The 16,299-nt window shown below is 45.4% G+C and carries 17 protein-coding genes; 10 read left to right on the forward strand and 7 right to left on the reverse strand.

The window, feature by feature from the left end; translation table 11 throughout:
- The first annotated feature begins 8 nt into the window (after window positions 1–8).
- The 4 genes from FAZ19_RS07610 (at window position 9) to FAZ19_RS07625 (ending at window position 4,513) form a co-directional block, all read left to right on the forward strand.
- A complete protein-coding gene (locus FAZ19_RS07610) occupies window positions 9–479 on the forward strand; it encodes a hypothetical protein (RefSeq protein WP_136820123.1) in 471 nt (156 codons plus the stop codon).
- A gap of 19 nt (window positions 480–498) precedes the next feature.
- On the forward strand, window positions 499–1,668 hold the full coding sequence (locus tag FAZ19_RS07615) for a purple acid phosphatase family protein (protein ID WP_136820124.1): 1,170 nt from the start codon (window positions 499–501) through the stop codon (window positions 1,666–1,668).
- A 158-nt stretch (window positions 1,669–1,826) separates the two neighbouring features.
- Window positions 1,827–3,200 (forward strand): (R)-1-hydroxy-2-aminoethylphosphonate ammonia-lyase, encoded by a 1,374-nt coding sequence (pbfA, locus tag FAZ19_RS07620; protein ID WP_136820125.1) that lies wholly within the window; start codon window positions 1,827–1,829, stop codon window positions 3,198–3,200.
- A gap of 2 nt (window positions 3,201–3,202) precedes the next feature.
- Window positions 3,203–4,513, forward strand: coding sequence for a DUF5690 family protein (locus FAZ19_RS07625; protein WP_136820126.1), 1,311 nt, complete (start codon window positions 3,203–3,205; stop codon window positions 4,511–4,513).
- A gap of 89 nt (window positions 4,514–4,602) precedes the next feature.
- Here FAZ19_RS07625 and FAZ19_RS07630 read toward each other — a convergent pair whose 3' ends face one another.
- Together FAZ19_RS07630 and FAZ19_RS07635 are read right to left on the reverse strand one after the other, a co-directional pair.
- Window positions 4,603–5,763, reverse strand: coding sequence for a TIGR03364 family FAD-dependent oxidoreductase (locus tag FAZ19_RS07630; RefSeq protein WP_136820127.1), 1,161 nt, complete (start codon window positions 5,761–5,763; stop codon window positions 4,603–4,605).
- Between the two features lie 34 nt (window positions 5,764–5,797).
- Window positions 5,798–6,496, reverse strand: coding sequence for a phosphonatase-like hydrolase (locus tag FAZ19_RS07635; protein WP_211245459.1), 699 nt, complete (start codon window positions 6,494–6,496; stop codon window positions 5,798–5,800).
- A 259-nt stretch (window positions 6,497–6,755) separates the two neighbouring features.
- Here FAZ19_RS07635 and FAZ19_RS07640 point away from each other — a divergent pair, with 259 nt between their 5' ends.
- Window positions 6,756–7,337, forward strand: coding sequence for a helix-turn-helix domain-containing protein (locus FAZ19_RS07640; protein ID WP_136820128.1), 582 nt, complete (start codon window positions 6,756–6,758; stop codon window positions 7,335–7,337).
- Between the two features lie 65 nt (window positions 7,338–7,402).
- On the opposite strand, the gene FAZ19_RS07645 is transcribed toward FAZ19_RS07640, so the two are convergent.
- Entirely contained in the window at window positions 7,403–8,032 is a 630-nt protein-coding gene (locus FAZ19_RS07645) for an NAD(P)H-dependent oxidoreductase (protein ID WP_136820129.1), read from the reverse strand.
- Window positions 8,033–8,140: 108 nt separating this feature from the next.
- On the opposite strand from FAZ19_RS07645, the gene FAZ19_RS07650 reads away from it, so the two are divergent.
- Complete coding sequence (locus tag FAZ19_RS07650; RefSeq protein WP_136820130.1) at window positions 8,141–8,542, forward strand: winged helix-turn-helix transcriptional regulator; 402 nt, start codon at window positions 8,141–8,143, stop codon at window positions 8,540–8,542.
- Between the two features lie 2 nt (window positions 8,543–8,544).
- Here FAZ19_RS07650 and FAZ19_RS07655 read toward each other — a convergent pair whose 3' ends face one another.
- Together FAZ19_RS07655 and FAZ19_RS07660 are read right to left on the reverse strand one after the other, a co-directional pair.
- Window positions 8,545–9,300: an MBL fold metallo-hydrolase gene (locus tag FAZ19_RS07655; RefSeq protein ID WP_136820131.1), complete on the reverse strand. Its 756-nt coding sequence runs from the start codon at window positions 9,298–9,300 to the stop codon at window positions 8,545–8,547.
- A 73-nt stretch (window positions 9,301–9,373) separates the two neighbouring features.
- Window positions 9,374–10,141, reverse strand: coding sequence for a hypothetical protein (locus FAZ19_RS07660; RefSeq protein ID WP_136820132.1), 768 nt, complete (start codon window positions 10,139–10,141; stop codon window positions 9,374–9,376).
- 296 nt (window positions 10,142–10,437) lie between these two features.
- Here FAZ19_RS07660 and FAZ19_RS07665 point away from each other — a divergent pair, with 296 nt between their 5' ends.
- Together FAZ19_RS07665 and FAZ19_RS07670 are read left to right on the forward strand one after the other, a co-directional pair.
- Window positions 10,438–11,343, forward strand: coding sequence for an alpha/beta hydrolase family protein (locus FAZ19_RS07665; protein ID WP_136820133.1), 906 nt, complete (start codon window positions 10,438–10,440; stop codon window positions 11,341–11,343).
- Between the two features lie 46 nt (window positions 11,344–11,389).
- A complete protein-coding gene (locus FAZ19_RS07670) occupies window positions 11,390–12,340 on the forward strand; it encodes an alpha/beta fold hydrolase (RefSeq protein WP_136820134.1) in 951 nt (316 codons plus the stop codon).
- 93 nt (window positions 12,341–12,433) lie between these two features.
- On the opposite strand, the gene FAZ19_RS07675 is transcribed toward FAZ19_RS07670, so the two are convergent.
- Together FAZ19_RS07675 and FAZ19_RS07680 are read right to left on the reverse strand one after the other, a co-directional pair.
- A complete protein-coding gene (locus tag FAZ19_RS07675) occupies window positions 12,434–12,901 on the reverse strand; it encodes a DUF1572 family protein (RefSeq protein WP_136820135.1) in 468 nt (155 codons plus the stop codon).
- Between the two features lie 96 nt (window positions 12,902–12,997).
- Window positions 12,998–14,227 carry an ATP-binding protein gene (locus tag FAZ19_RS07680; RefSeq protein ID WP_229707395.1) on the reverse strand — a complete coding sequence of 410 codons (1,230 nt, stop codon included), beginning with the start codon at window positions 14,225–14,227 and terminating at the stop codon, window positions 12,998–13,000.
- Between the two features lie 249 nt (window positions 14,228–14,476).
- On the opposite strand from FAZ19_RS07680, the gene FAZ19_RS07685 reads away from it, so the two are divergent.
- A complete protein-coding gene (locus tag FAZ19_RS07685; RefSeq protein ID WP_136820136.1) occupies window positions 14,477–15,334 on the forward strand; it encodes a COG1470 family protein in 858 nt (285 codons plus the stop codon).
- Window positions 15,335–15,345: 11 nt separating this feature from the next.
- Window positions 15,346–16,293, forward strand: coding sequence for an ABC transporter ATP-binding protein (locus FAZ19_RS07690; protein WP_136820500.1), 948 nt, complete (start codon window positions 15,346–15,348; stop codon window positions 16,291–16,293).
- The last annotated feature ends 6 nt before the right edge of the window (window positions 16,294–16,299 follow it).

Raw genomic sequence — 16,299 nt, forward strand, 5'->3', positions numbered from 1 at the left:
TTAGGCATATGAACATAAAGTATATTTTCAACCTCGCACTGCTACTTACGGTGCTGTTATGGGGTAGCTCCTGCGAGAAGGAGGTGATGAATGGAACGGTAGGAAATCCCGAACAGCTGCTAGCGGGCCGCATCAGTGGTACCTGGGCCAATCCGGTACAGATCGTGACACCGCCGGAAGTGCCCGCGGAAGTTTTCGGTGAGATGCGTCTGGTATTTACCATGGATGAATCCGGTAATCCAAAAGCTTTTTTGGGAAAGGACTGTCCGATTGTATTTAGCGCAACCGAAAGTACCTGGTCCGTATCGGGTAGGGAAGAACAGGCCAAAGTCTCGCTGCAGGGAACAACACCGGTGGATGAGTTCGATGTGAAAGTCAATGCAAACAGCATGACGCTGTCTTTTTACATGGGATGGGAAAATACCGAAACGGGGGAAACAGGAAAAGGTGACTTTAAGGTCACATTATCACGTCAATAATTACTATAAAAATAAATACATGAAACACACATTCAACTTAATCGGACTGATCATCTTATGCCAGCAATTTGCTTTTGCGGCCGAACGTCCTAGTTTCGTCGTGAAACCGTACTTACAGTGGTCTACCCAGACCCAAATGACCGTAAAATGGGAAACTTCTGCAGCAACTAGCGGCTATGTGGAGTATGGTAAGGCGATGTTTGACGTAAAGTCACCAGCGCTTTCGCAAAAAGTGAAGGGTAAGGATAACGTACTCATACAGACTGTAAACTTAGCTGGATTGGAGCCTGAAACGGAATATTTTTACCGTGCAGTGAGCGTGAGCACCGCAGGGGATACCTTACGCAGCCCAATTTATCCATTTAAAACGGCTGTACGTGCAGACTCTCCATTTGCTTTTGCTGTTTTCTCGGATACCCAAGGGGTACCTAACCCTACGGTATGGGGCGAAATTGCGAAGATAGCGGAAAAGGAAAGACCAAATTTTGCGATCCACAGCGGAGATCAGGTCGATAATGGACACGATAGGAGCAACTGGGTAGGGCAATTCTTCCCGCAGGGCCAACAATTTATGAGTAAATATGCCATGTTCGCCGTACCCGGAAACCATGAAAATGACGCACCTAATTACCATAACTACCTGGGTCATCCGGATGGACTACGTTGCTACAGTTTCGTCTACGGTAATACGGAGTTTTTTATGTTCGACTCCAATCAGGACGTTTCAGTAGGTAGCGAAATCTACAAAAAGCTGGAAGCTGATCTGGCCAAGTCGACCGCCAAATGGAAGATCGTGTCACACCATCATCCGGTTTATTCTTCGGACGATGACGATTACGGGAATACGCGTGTGGCCAAATCGACCTTAGGGAGCCCAAAGCTGGCGCATCTGGCACCCCTGTATGAAAAATACAATGTGGATATCGTATTCTATGGCCATGTGCATACCTACGAACGGACTTGGCCGTTGCGCAACAATAAGGTGGACCTGGATAATGGAACAATTTACATGACCTTGGGCGGCGGTGGCGGCGGATTGGAAAGACCATCGTCATGGAGATCGTGGTTTACCAACAAATTATTCCTCGACCACCACTACGGATATGTACGGGTCGTAAATGGCGAGTTACATTTTCAAGGGATTGATGTGCGGGGAAATGTGTTTGACCAATTTGTATTAAAGAAGTAATCTCTTTTTAAGTTAACGCATACCAGCGGCATTTCGTTGGGTAAAGGGCAGCTGTTTTTCAGTTGCCCTTTTTTAATAATTTCTTAACATGGAGAGGATCTTTAGTTAATAAACTTTGTTTAGTATTGTTAAACTTTTTGACGCATATATCAAATTGAATGAGCAATCAAAAACACTTACAAACCGAGGGTGATATCAACCTGAGCGATGCACGCAAGCGTTGGTCGGAAAAAATCACGGATAAAGAAACGCAATCGGCGTTGGATCGCGATGCGCAGGTTTTTATGCACCAGGCGCTGTCTTCACCCTGTTTGGACGTACTGGAGCGTAGCGACGGGGTACATGTCCAAAACCTGCAGGGAAAGCATTATCTGGATTTTCATGGAAACAATGTACACCAGCTGGGTTACAACAATAGCTACGTGATTGAGCGGGTAAAAGCGCAACTGGATACCTTGGCTTTTTGTCCGCGACGGTTTACCAATCGGCCGGCTATTGCCTTGGCAGAGCGGTTGGTTGCTTTAACCGGGCACGCGCTAACGCGGGTGCTTTTTGCGCCGGGTGGAACCTCGGCCATCGGAATGGCCTTGAAGATCGCGCGATTTTATACCGGAAAGTATAAGACACTGGCGATGTACGACTCGTTCCATGGCGCGTCGATGGATAGTATTGCCCTGGGTGGAGAGTATGTCTTTCAGCAGAGATTGGGGCCGTTGATGTCGGGAAGTGTACACGTGCCACCGGTAGACGCTTATCGGGGCATGTGGTATGATCGGGCAGCTGCGGATGGGGATATGGCCTACGCCGATTACTTGGAATATGTGATCCAGAAGGAGGGAGATATCGGTGTGCTCGTGGTGGAGACGGTGCGGAGTACAGTTGTACATGTGCATTCTAAAGCATACTGGAAGCGGGTGCGCGAAATCTGTGATAGGTACAACGTGCTATTGGTACTCGATGAAATCCCGATCGGGATGGGACGGACCGGGAAAATGTTTGCCTACCAGCACGCAGAGATACAACCGGATATACTGGTATTGGGTAAAGGATTAGGAGCCGGGATCATGCCGTTGGCAGCCGTGATCTGTCGCGAGGAGCTTAATGTAGCTTCTTCGATTTCCTTGGGTCATTTTACACACGAAAAGAGTCCGCTGGGTGCTGCAGCTGCGTTGGCAGCGCTTGATTTCATGGACGAAAACGACATTTTGGAGCAGGTGAACGTCATGGGTGACTATTTCGGAAGCCGGCTGGAAGAGTTAAAAGCCAACTATCCGATTGTAGGGGATGTAAGGGGTGTGGGGCTGTTGTGGGCTGTGGAACTGGTAAAGGACCGAAAGACGAAGGAAAAAAATAACGCAGCCGCAGAGCTGGTTCTGTATGCTTGTCTGGAACGGGGACTTAGTCTAAAAGTGTCTGACGGGAATGTATTGTCGCTCTATCCGCCGTTAGTCATTTCGAAGGTGGAGCTGGATCAGGCTGTGAGGATATTGGATAGCGTATTATTGGCGGTTACAACAGATCAATTATATTAAAGATGAAGTATCCATTTCAACTATTGATGCAGCGGCTGGGTAGTACTTCGTATACGATACAGATGATACTGCTGGCGCTGGCTGCATTTGGCTGCTATACCAGCATGTACGCGTACCGAAAAGCGTTTACAGCTGCCCTGTTTACGGAGCTACCGATCTGGGGGGTGGATTATAAGGTATGGCTCGTGATCGCGCAGGTATTTGGCTATATGCTAAGTAAGTTCTATGGGATTAAGTTTGTCTCCGAGCTTGGACAGCAAAAGCGTGGTGCGAAATTGCTCCTGCTTATTGGCGTTGCCTGGCTGGCGTTATTGGGGTTTGCATTTATCCCGGCACCGTACAACATCGTGTGTATGTTTATTAATGGTTTGCCTTTAGGGATGATATGGGGTATCGTGTTTTCGTATCTGGAGGGTAGGCGTGCCACTGAATTTTTGGCGGCAATCATGAGTGTGAGTCTGGTGTTTGCTTCTGGATTTGTTAAGTCGCTGGCACGCTTCCTGATGGAAGAATTGCATGTAACGGAGCAATGGATGCCATTTGCTACGGGACTGCTGTTTGCGATTCCGCTGCTTGTATTTACGTTGGTGCTGGAGGCCATGCCGCCGCCGGATGCCAAAGACAAACTGCTGCGCAACGAACGGAAAGCCATGACACATGGCGAGCGCATTGCTTTTTTGAAAATGTTTCTGCCGGGGCTAGTTGTCGTTGTATTTGTGTACTTGATATTTAGTGTGCTTCGGGATATACGCGATAATTTTGAAGTTGAGATCTGGGCGGATATTGGCGTAACAGAAACGCTGATCTATGTGCAGACGGATTCGCTCATCGCATTAGTCGTGTTGGCACTTATGGGTCTACTAATCTGTGTTAAAAATAACATGAAGGCATTCAGCTATATCCATGTGATGCTTTTTACGGGTTGTTTTTTAGCGGGTATATTCACCTATCTCTTTCGGATACAGGCGGTCAGCGGGGTAACCTGGATGGTCATGACGGGATTGGGACTGTATATGGTGTACATACCGTTTAATGCGATTTTTTTCGAGCGCTTTCTGGCGTCTTTCAAGGTGAAGGGAAATATCGGATTCCTGATGTATGTCGCCGATTCTGTGGGATACCTGGGAAGCGTCTGTGTCTTGCTGGTGCGCGAACTCGGCTTGGTGGAGACTAGCTGGGGTAGCTTTTTTGAGCAGGCCATCCTGTTGGCAGCCGTGCTGGGTTGTATTTCGGTTGTGTTCTCCCTCATCTATTTTAGACGGAAGAAAGTGACGGAGGTGGAGCCGCTAGGCGATATGGAACTCGCGCGATAATAAGGGTTCGAATAGGAACACAAATGGCCTGTCTACTTCTAAATAGACAGGCCATTTGTGTGTGCCTATAAAAGGGCGTTAGCCCGTGATTAGAAATTATATAAGTTCGCGATGCTTTGCTCCGCATATCCGGCACTGGCGGTCATCCCCTTGCCCCCGATACCGGTACGGATATGGATACGATCATCAATATTCTTCTCTACGATATGATCTCGATGCTGTGCATAGAATCCTGCCCAGGAAGTGGCGATCTGCCGCTGATCGATGGGCAAGATCCGATTGGCTTCTTCCAGCATCAATTGGTTGATGTGCGCATTGATCGAAAATCCAAGTTCTTCGAGCTGTGTACCCGGTGCATACTCGTGCGAATCTCCGATGATGATGCTTCCGTCGAGCGCCTGTTTGAACAGGATGTGGATACCCCATTTTTTCAGCTCTTCGTAATGCTCGGGTACGCCTAGTTGCTGAAAGGAAGGGCAATAGGCTTCAAAGCTTTCGTACCGTCGGATGGTTAGACCGGTTAAGATGTTTCCGGGCAACTGGATGTGCGGCAAGGGCTGTGTACGCAACATTTGCAGCTTGCTGATCTGTAAACCGCTGTCTTCGAATAGTTCCCTATAAAGCAGTTTAAATTCGTAGCCGTTGCAGATGACGACTTTTTCGGCTTGGAATTCCTGTTGATTCGTCGTGCTGATGGTGGCACCGTTCGTATGGCTCTCACAGGCTAATACGGTGGTGTCGTAGCGCAGGGTATATTTTGCAAATTTGTGCTGTAAATAGAGGTGAAGACGGCGGATCATGGTTTCGGGTTCGACACTGAGCTCTTGATCGAACACAATAGCTTCCTTCACGTAATCGGATCGGAGGTCCGGGAATTTGGCGCATACCTGCGCTTGATTCCAGACTGCATGGGCATAGCCTTTGCGGTCATAGTGTGCGGCAAGCTCGTGCATGACCTGCGTTTCTTCGTTATCGGACGCAATATAGTAACTGCCGTTGTTTCTGACGGAGATGTCGAACTCCCGCTGTATGGATTGATAAATTTCGAGACCCCGTACGCCGTAATCAAACCATTCTCCAGACATCCCGGAGGGTACGACCTGGCCGAAATTACGGGCTGTAGACCCGACTGGAAAGTTGTCTTTCTCGAGCTGAAGAACTTCAAGACCTCGTAGCAGGGCATGATAGGCGTGAAAGGTGCCTAGGATACCGCCGCCGACTACAATTAAATCGTATTTTTTTGAATGCATAAGCTGTGAGTTTTTTTATTCGAATACCCGTTTCTTATTGTTCTAACAGTGGTAACACTTCGAGCAGATTGTCCACGATATGGCTGGGATTTGCACGGCTTAATTGCGCGACGGTGTGTGCACCGGTCGTGATGCCGATACTGAATCTGCAGCCGGCATTCTGCCCTTCTGCGATATCAACGGCCGAGTCTCCAATTTTTGCGACGGCCTGACCGGATTCAATACCGAATTGATCCATGGCAAACAGAATCATGTCGGGGTGGGGGCGATTACGAGCCACATCATCCGCAGTAATCAAAGCATCGATATCACGGCCTACTTTCCAATCCAACTGCTGGAGAAGGGTTTCGGCGGTGTGTTTGTTGTAGCCCGTATTCAGCACAATACGGATGTTTTTTTTCTGTAAAGCCTGAAAGAAATCCAGGGCATTATCTTGTGCGGATATAGCCGCTGTTTGGTAGGCCTGGTCAAGTAACTGCAAGAAATCATGGAACATCAGCTCGATGACGGATGGATCAACTTTTTCGGCGGTGCTTGTTAAGATCGACTCAATGGCCTGTTTTTTTTCTTTTCCCGCCCCGTGTGCCAATACGTCTTCTAATGATACAGCGTAACCCTGTCGATTGATTGCCCGGTGTAAGGTTTTGTACACGAGGTTATCTTCATCAACAGTAGTACCCGCCATATCGCATACCACCATCTTAATTTTATCGTTTTTTTCTACTGCTATCATGTTTTAAATGTGTGTTCGACTAGCGCTGTTATAAGTGAAAAATATATGGTGCAAATATAAACATTTGTTTAGTATTTATAAATATTGTATATCTCAATGTGTACGAATTCTATGCCGATTGTATGTCAGTGCGCTTGTTAGCGAATCGGGAAGATAATATTTAACAATTTGTTTACTTTCGCTAAACGTCAATTGTAGTTTATTTGCGCTGTTTCTACTTACAAATAGCTATTTTTGCCTAACTTACAAACAAAAGGCTATGGAAGATAATACGGTATTTAAAATAAGTGCTAAAATAAAGGAAATCCGAAAGGATAAATCCATTACGATACAGGAACTGGCAGATAAAGCGGGAGTAAGTAAAGGCCTGATTTCGCAGATTGAAAATAACCGTACGGTGCCCTCTCTTTTTGTACTTATCAATATCGTGAATGCGTTGGATGTCGATCTGAATGAATTTTTTCAAGATTTTAAAACCAACAACGAAGGGGGACCAATCATTGTCCGTAAAAAACAGGATTATGAAAACTTCGAGAAAGAGCATGCGATCGGATTTCAATATCAGCGTATTCTTGCTTCAACTATCGACAGTTCTACATTAGATATCGTCTTATTGGAGTTGGCACCTGATGCGACGAGACCTATGGTGGAAACAGAGGCGTTTGAATATAAATATATGGTTTCTGGACAAGTGGAATATATTTTTCCGGATCGTACCGTCGCACTGGAGGCAGGGGATTCGATCTTCTTTGACGGCAGGATTTCGCATACGCCCAAAAATACGGGCACCGTACCCGCCCTCATGCTTATCGTCTATTTTTTCGACGGTAAGGGAAAATAAAAAGGGCCATGCACACATGATTTGATCCACATAGCAAAGCCCTTGTTAAAATTGTATAGCGCGATTTATCCAACCACTGGTGCAAATTCTTCAACGTCTAATCGAACTTTCGGAAGGGATGCTAGCCAGTCGCCTGCCTCGTCGCGGTAACCTACTGCAAGTAAAACTACACTGCGTAAGCCTTTTTCTGTGAGCCCAAGGATGCGGTCTACCTGTGCGGCGTCGAAGCCTTCCATAGGAGTAGTATCTACTTTTTCGGCCGCTGCAGCAATTAGCGCTGTACCTAAAGCAATATAGGTCTGCCGCGCTGCCCAACTGAAGTTTTCATCCGCCGGACGGGCTAGTAAAAAAGATTCCAATTTGCTTTTGAAATCCGTCAGTTGGTCCAATGGCGTAGAGCGTATCGCTGCGGTACGCGCCATATAGTCATCGATCATCGCTTGGTCGATATTTGCATACGCGGCGAAAACCAAGAGGTGAGAAGCTTCAGCGATCTGCGTGTTGAACGAGCCTTCGCCAAGTTGTTTGCGCAGCTCTTTGTTTTCAACAACCAGAACGCGGTAGGGTTGTAAGCCTACGGAAGATGCACTCAAATTAGTTGCTTCGAGGATACGACGGATTTTGTCATCTTCGACGCGTAGGTCGCTATACTTTTTCACAGCGTAACGCCATGATAAGGTGTCTTGTAAATTCATATGCTAATTATATATGTTAAACCGATACAAATATCCAACTATTTAGTTTACTTTTGTCATTAGGTAACAAAAAGTAATAGTAACATTAGAGTAACTAAGTGACATTTTATGGAAAATCAACAGGATAATGCGCCTTGCGTAGGCCATGATTTTAGTGCATGCGGCAAACGGATTGCAGCGGTACACGATACAATGGATGTATTAAATGGAAAGTGGAAGATTGCCATTATCTCTTTACTGGGTTTTGGAACGCGGCGTTACTCAGAGATTCTGAAGGAGGTAGAAGGTATCTCGGGCAAAATGCTAAGCCGCGAGCTCAAGGATATGGAAATGAATCTCCTGGTGAAGCGCACGGTCGTATCGGATCAGCCCATTGCGGTAGCCTATAGTTTGACGGATTATTGTGTAGACCTACTGCCCATTATCCATAGCCTCGCCGAATGGGGGACGAAGCACCGGCAGGTGATCGTACAGCATATTAAAGGCGAGGCCGTATTAGAAATGGGGTAGGGTTACAGCACTAAGCGTAAGCCATCATATGCGCGTGGCACTGTGATATTATCCATATGTGCGAGCATTTCTTCATCAAAATGGGTGAGCAGAATCTTTTTTGCGCTAAAGCGATCGATATGTTTCGATAATTCCAGGTAATTGAGATGGCCATCAACTTCCGTATTGTAGAAACAGCATTCGCAGATAAATAAATCGGCACCTGCGGCAATATCGACTAGGCGCTCCGTCCAGTTGGTATCGCCCGAGTAGCCAATGATCTTGTCTGCTGTGCGTATCCGGATGCCATGGGGCTGGCTTTCGGGTTTGTGTGCAACGGGTATGGGTACGACGCTCAGATGGGGCAACGAAATTTCTTCTTCAGCCTGGTAGGAGACAAAGGTCAAGCTTAGTTTGTCTAAAACAGCGGTTCCTGGGTAGAGCAACTCAAATAACTGTTGGATTTTTTCTTCGCATCCCGGAGGGCTTATGATGGTGAGCGGCTTTTCTCTTCTTTCTTTTGCTGCATCGAGCAGCAAATAGGGCAGACCGCCGTAATGGTCACCATGAAAATGGGAAATAATGATGGTATCGACGTCGGATAAGGGGAGTCCATTTTTTTTAAGTCCTGCCAGCGCTCCTGTGCCACAGTCGATCAGAAAGGCACCATCTGGCGATTGGACATGAAAACAGGTTTGGGTGTTACCGCCACTGGAAAAGGCATCACCACAGCCGATCACGGTGAGCATATGTGTATTGAAGTTTTCTTGATGCTGCATTTGAATAATTTTATTTCAGGAATTAACGATAGTCGTTAGATTGACAACTGTGCTTATTGGCTCAGTTTTTTATTTAGTCGAGTATAACGAAATTGACCTTATCAACGCCTGTGTTTCCTGTCAGTTCATCGTACGCGTATACTACCAGTTCGTATTTTCCGGGCGTATCGATGGCTGCGGTGGCGCCGAATAAATTGGGAGCTTTACAGATAAGAGGAAGTTCTTTAAGCGGCTCACCATTTCGCGATAGGAGTCCGACAACTTCCATGGCGTTTGCATCCCAAAGTCCGTCGCTGTCGATCAGACATCCACACATCATCACGATATTAGCCTCAAAAGTAAGCGATTGGTTCGCTAGGCTCTTCAGTGAGATATATTGATGTGTTCGCGGAGCTAGGATATCAACGATGAAGCCTGGTATTTCCAAGATAATACCGTCACCTAAAATATGCTTTCCGGGTATAAGCCACAGTTCGGTACTTACGTGGGCCTGAGCTGTTCGGTTATTAAGTGGCGACTGCACTTCGATGCGCACGAATGTGGGCTCTTGTAGGTCGAGAGTCGCTTCGTATTTAGCGGTGGCCTCGTCTGCAATACGCTTTCCGCGCTCACGAGGTTCCATCATAATCAAACGCGTATCGCCGGTAGTGCCTTCGGTTTTTCCTTCCGAAAGAATTTTATTATTTAGTTTATCCCTTATAATGATGTATGCGCCTCCAAGAGAAGAACCAATAAATTTAGCATCCCGTGCTTTAGCACGCACGACTATTCTGGTTTCCTTTGCGAAATTTTGTCCTGTCGCGATGAGGACAAGCAGTACTATAACAAATAAATTTTTCATTGAAACGTATTTTTTATTTAACATCTGAATGACCTAATCTTTTTGTCGTATCGATTTCGGTCAGCGCCTCTAATCTGTCGTAGTGAAGGATTTAGGCGGAGTGCGAAAAGATAAAGATATTATTTTTATCGTTAAAAAGCGGCATTTCATGGCAAGAAATAGTTCTCATTTTCCAAGGTTTATCGCTATTAATAGTTTTTTTTGTACATTCGATTATAATAATTAAAAGTCGATATGGAGACCTACAGACGGTTAACTCGCATATACCACGATAATAATCTTAAACGTATGATACGATGAAAATTTTCCTTTTTATGTGTGTATTGGCTGCTATGCTTTGGACGGGCGGTACGCCGTCAGCTCAAGAAACATCTGCAGACAAGCTTGTGTCGAGAGTAATTGAGGACGGCGGATCGGGAGCTTACAGTGCTATAATGCTAGCGGAATCTTCCTTGCCTACACACACCATTTTCCGGCCTAAAGATCTCACGGTTTTCGATCAAGATCACAAGCTTCCTGTTATTGCTTGGGGAAATGGCGCATGTGCCAACTCTCCCTGGGAACATCTTAATTTTTTATCTGAAGTTTCATCCCATGGGTTCTTAATTGTGGCGATTGGCTTAATGCCGGAAGAAGGAAAGAAAGGAGATGGAAAATCAACATCCAAGCAGTTAACAGATGGTATTGATTGGGCTATCGCGCAGAATAAGGATCCAAAAAGTCCGTATAACAATAGACTTGATGTTTCAAAAATAGCGGTGAGTGGGATGTCGTGCGGTGGTTTACAGGCGCTTGAAGTGGCTTCTGATGCAAGAGTGAGCACAGTAGTGATATGTAATAGCGGTATTTTAGATGTTCCGGGCAACGGCCGGAGCGCGATGCCGGATCTAAAAAAGGAAAACCTAAACGAAATCCATACGCCAATACTCTATATGTTAGGGGGAGAGAAGGATATTGCTTACGCGAATGGAATGGACGATTACAAGCGTATTAATCATGTTCCTGTTTTTATGGCAAATATGGATGTTGGACATGGAGGTACGTTTAGCCAGCCACACGGTGGCGAATTTGCCAAAGTGGCGACGGCCTGGTACAAATGGCAGCTTAAGGGAGATTCGGAAGCTGGTAAGATGTTTTCGGGTGATGCGCCTTTGCTCTCCAAGAATACGCACTGGCGTATGGAGAAGAAAAATATGCCATAAGTTTACCCGTATACATAATTGCCTCTAATAATAAACCTTATCTACTATGAATTTTCCTCCGATTATCGGCATCCTCTTATTATTGCCGACATGGTTATTTGCCCGGCAGCCAAGTATTCCCGAAGGCTGGTCGGATGGCTACGCGTATGCTAACGGTATCCGGATTCACTATTACCGTGCGAGCCCCCAGCCAGACAAACCTGTGTTGGTAATGGTTCATGGGGTGACCGATAACGGACTGTGCTGGGCAACGCTTGCACTGAAGCTCCAGGATATGTACGATATTTATATGCTCGACGCACGCGGGCACGGCTTGTCTGATCCCTTTACGGCTGGCGATGACGGAGAGACATTGATCAAGGATATCGTTGCATTTGTAGGCGCTATGGAATTTCATAACCCTATTTTAATGGGACATTCTATAGGAGCGGCCACGGTAATGCGGCTAGGAGCTGATTATCCGGATCTAGCTCGTGCGATTATCATGCTCGATCCACTGCTGAGGCGTATGGGCGGCCAAAATCGTTCTGCCCGAAATAACAGCAAACCCAATACCGATGTTTCGTCTAAATCTGCTACAGCTAAGTCCAAGATTGAAGTTAATATGTTTGGCAATCCGGAGATACTTGTGACACAAAACAATTATAGTTTCGAAGATCTGATTGCCTTGGGCCGTAGACAAAACCCGCTATGGGGAGAGATGGACATTGCATATTGGGCTCTTTCGAAAAAGCAATATCATGGTCCTTATACTAGTGAGGCCGCTCAAGTTATGACCGGGACGATGAATATTGGTAATGCGCTGTCTAGAATCCAAGTACCAGCTATTATTTTAAAAGCAGACGCCCCTACCGAAGTTCGTAAAATTAACGAAGATGCTGCAGTTGCGATGCAGAAGGGTAAGCTCGTACATATTGATGGGGGTGGGCATAACCTGCATCATGATAAGCTGGAGCGAACTACAGAGGTCATCAAAGAATTTTTATCGACGCTGTAGGGATATGCCGCCCATTTATACGAGTCGAGGGCTGCTCGATAGGACAAAATTTCGATGTGATCACCACTTTATAGCGTTTGTAACGCACTGGCTTCATCTCATTATCATTTTTTTGATCAGGATAATCTGACCTAAATGATAATAACTGTGTTCGATCATGGCTTCGATGTTTCTTAAATACGTGCTATATTTTTCTTCGACAAAGATTTGACGTAATTGCTCTTCGGAGGTATTTTCTACTAGGTGTGCAAAATCTTCCGAATCTCGCCAAAACGTGTTCAGGAACTGCTCCCATTGTTCCTGAGATGTAATAGGTGGGAAACCAAAACTGAACTGATCGCTGATGGCTAATGGCCCTCCTGACACTACATCCTTCACACCACTAATGTAATAATGGACATGTTGTGCTAGCACAGAAATCGTATTTAAGGAATCTATTTTTGTGGTCGCTACTTGCCAGTCAAGAGCTGTTAGTTCTTTTTTGTAATTGGTATTTGCAATCCAGGTTCCATCTAAAATTACTTCCCGAAACCTGTTCGCCAAGGTAACACTATAGTTCATGAGCTTGCATTTTAATTGTTTTCTTCTTGCCGATTGATCATTGCCGGTAGCAACGATGTCTGCTATTGTAAACACGTGCAGAGGGTGTTTGTTTGTCTACGCCGGAGACATGAGGTATACATGCGCTGGCAGCATTCGGATGACCCGTCCGTCTTTTTCAAATGTGTCTTGTTGATTTAGGGTAATAATGTACCCTTCTTTTAAATCGAGATATTGCATGGCCTCTAGCAGTCCATTATACTCCCGGTCAAAATTCTCATCGTTTATAGAAAGGCACACTTGTATGGCTTCCTTTACTTCGTTTTTTTTCATAGCGATAAAATCGCATTCACCCCGATCTTTGTAATAAAAGATATGTTTATATTGCTGGCGAAGATGCAAAAAGATGAGATTTTCTAACCGCCTCCCGGTATTATCACTGGTTGATACTGCATTTTCGGTATAGAGTCTCATGTCCATGACATATACCTTTTTCGGATTGCGGGCCTGAACTTTTAAAGAATGGTTGAACAACGGAATAAAGTCAAGCAGGTAGGCATCTTTCAAAAAGGAAAAATACTCTAAAAATGTAGCGGGCGACTTAATATCGAACATGCCTACTAATTTGCTGGCGGATACCAGATTTCCGATATTGGTAATTAAAAAAGCCGTCAACTGCCTGAGCGAGTTGATATCACGGACAGAATGTCTTACGGCAATGTCCTTCATCAATATGTCGTCAACCAATGTATTTAGGATTAGCGGGATGCCTGTTTTGATGTATTCAGCTATTCCTCCGGATTTGAGATACGCCATCACGGCATCTTCTCCACTATCTAATGATTTAAAGCGTATGAACTCAGAATAGGAAAATGGAAATAATTCCATAGAAAGATGTCTTCCAGTTAAGTGTGTACCTAACTCGGTACTCAGCATGGATGCATTGGAACCTGTAATGAACACTTTATATCCTTCGCGTAAAAGTTGATTTACGTATCTTTCCCATCCGATCACGATCTGTATTTCATCAAAGAAAAGAACATTTACGCCGCGTTGCTCGATTTCCCGATGTAACCGGCCCAAATCGGTAACTTCAAAGCCAGCAAGACGTATGTCATCAAAGTTAAGATAGACTGCCTCTTGGTAATCTTTCCGAAGTAACTGCAGCAGTAACGTACTTTTTCCACAGCGACGAATGCCCGTAATGATAGAAGCAAATGAATCTGCAATAGGAATTTTAGGTAATGCATCACGCAAAAAACCAGAATCTTGTTTAAGAAAGGTTTCCTGTTGGGCATCAATAACCAGCGCAATTTCTTCTTGTCGTATCATATAAGGTGCTTTCATTACAAATTTAATAAATCTTTCAGATGAAACAAAAGATATCTTTCATTTGATTTGAAAGATATCTTTCAAATCAAATGAAAGAAGTTGTCAGACGGCAGAGACATTTTATTTTTTTTGAAAAGATACTTGACTTTTTGAAATCGGATATTTTAATTTGTATTCAAATTTTAAACTTAGCGACCGGTATATTTACCAGGCATTTTTTAAGACTATTATTCTATAAATTATATAAATTTTAGTTATTGGATTATGTTAACACAATTACAATCTACACACGCACAACGTTTTACTTTTTATGCGCTTTTTTTAGCGCTATTCTTTGGTTGCAATCGCCCAGCTTACGCCCAGCAGGCGGCAACGCAAGCCACTGCCAAATCTGCTTTTGAAGCACAATTAGTTAACATCGAAGCGGCCGCGAGCGAACCTTTTCGGTATAATGCAACCCTTCGAAATACCGCGGGAGAGGCTGTCCTGTATGACTTGGATGCCCAGTTGCCTGCGGGCTGGCAGATCAGCTACCGCGTGCAGGGAAGTTTTGTGAAATCGATCCGCCTCGAAGCGGGCCAGACGCAGGACATTAGCATAGAGGTTAGCGCGACACATTCTTCCAAACCTAATAAATATAATATACCAGTCAAGGCGGTGTCTAAGAGGGATACGCTAACACTGAATTTGGAAGCGGTGGTGAAGGGCTCTTACAGTATCGAGATGACAACGCCGACAGGCCGGTTGAGTGATGAAGTGGTGGCCGGAAGCAGTAAAGAAATACAGGTTGTTTTAAAGAATACCGGTACACTACCGCTCAATGATGTAGAGCTTACCTCACAGCTCCCGACCAAATGGGAAGCTACCTTCGAGCCTGCGAACATCAAACAGCTCGAACCCGGAAAAACCGTAGATGTAAAGATCAACCTTAAAGTGCCCGAAAAAACGATTGCAGGTGACTATGTCGCTAAATTTACGGCCAAAAATCCCAACGGATCGGCTGAAATTTCATTCCGCGCTGCGGTAACGACCTCCATGCTGTCGGGCTGGATAGGTGTACTCATTATTTTAATTGCGATTGGTTTGGTCTATTATCTCATCCGGAAATACGGCCGTAGATAGGAGGTTAAATGATGAATGATTCGATAATACAATTATCCGGGCTGACAAAACGGTACGGGTCGTTGACGGCGGTCGATAACCTGAATCTCTCGATAGGGAAGGGCGAAATATTTGGCCTATTGGGGCCAAACGGTGCAGGAAAGACAACGAGTATCCTGATGATGCTTGGCCTGACCGAACCTAACGAAGGTACAGCCTATGTATGCGGACACAATGCAATCCGAAACCCGATAGATGTTAAAAAAAGGGTAGGTTACTTACCCGATAGTGTGGGCTTCTATGATAACATGACCGCGCTCGAAAACTTACGTTTCATTGCCCGCCTGAATGGATTATCTGAAACGGAGGCGCAAACGAGATCGACGGAGATGTTACGAACCGTGGGGCTGGCGCATGCTGCACACAAAAAGACGGCAACCTATTCGCGCGGGATGAAACAACGGCTTGGCCTTGCTGATGTGTTGATCAAACAGCCCGACGTAATCATTTTGGATGAACCTACTCTGGGTATTGATCCGAGCGGCGTAAACGAATTTCTGTTGCTGATCAAACAACTCAGTAGGGAGCAGGGGCTCACCGTGCTGCTTTCGTCGCACCATCTGCATCAGGTGCAGCGTGTATGCGACCGAGTGGGGATATTCGTGGGAGGAAAGCTGTTGGTAGAGGGTAATATCCAGACACTTGCCAGAGACTTACTGAAAAAAGAAGGGTATACAACTACGGTGGTGTTGCAGACCGTAGAGGAGACCTCCCTGCAGCAGATCAAAGCTGATTTGGAAAAGCTGCAGGGTTTCCAAACCTTGTCCGTTAACGAAAACGTATTGGAACTGGAGACGACCGCTGATATAACGCCCGAGATCGTGCGCACAATGGTAAAGCATGGAGCGGATATCATCGGTTTGCAACGGAAAGAATATAGCTTAGACGATATCTACGAGAAATATTTCGAAGACCATTAAAAACCA

Source organism: Sphingobacterium alkalisoli, from assembly GCF_005049105.1.
In the GTDB taxonomy this organism is placed as follows: Bacteria; Bacteroidota; Bacteroidia; order Sphingobacteriales; family Sphingobacteriaceae; genus Sphingobacterium; species Sphingobacterium alkalisoli.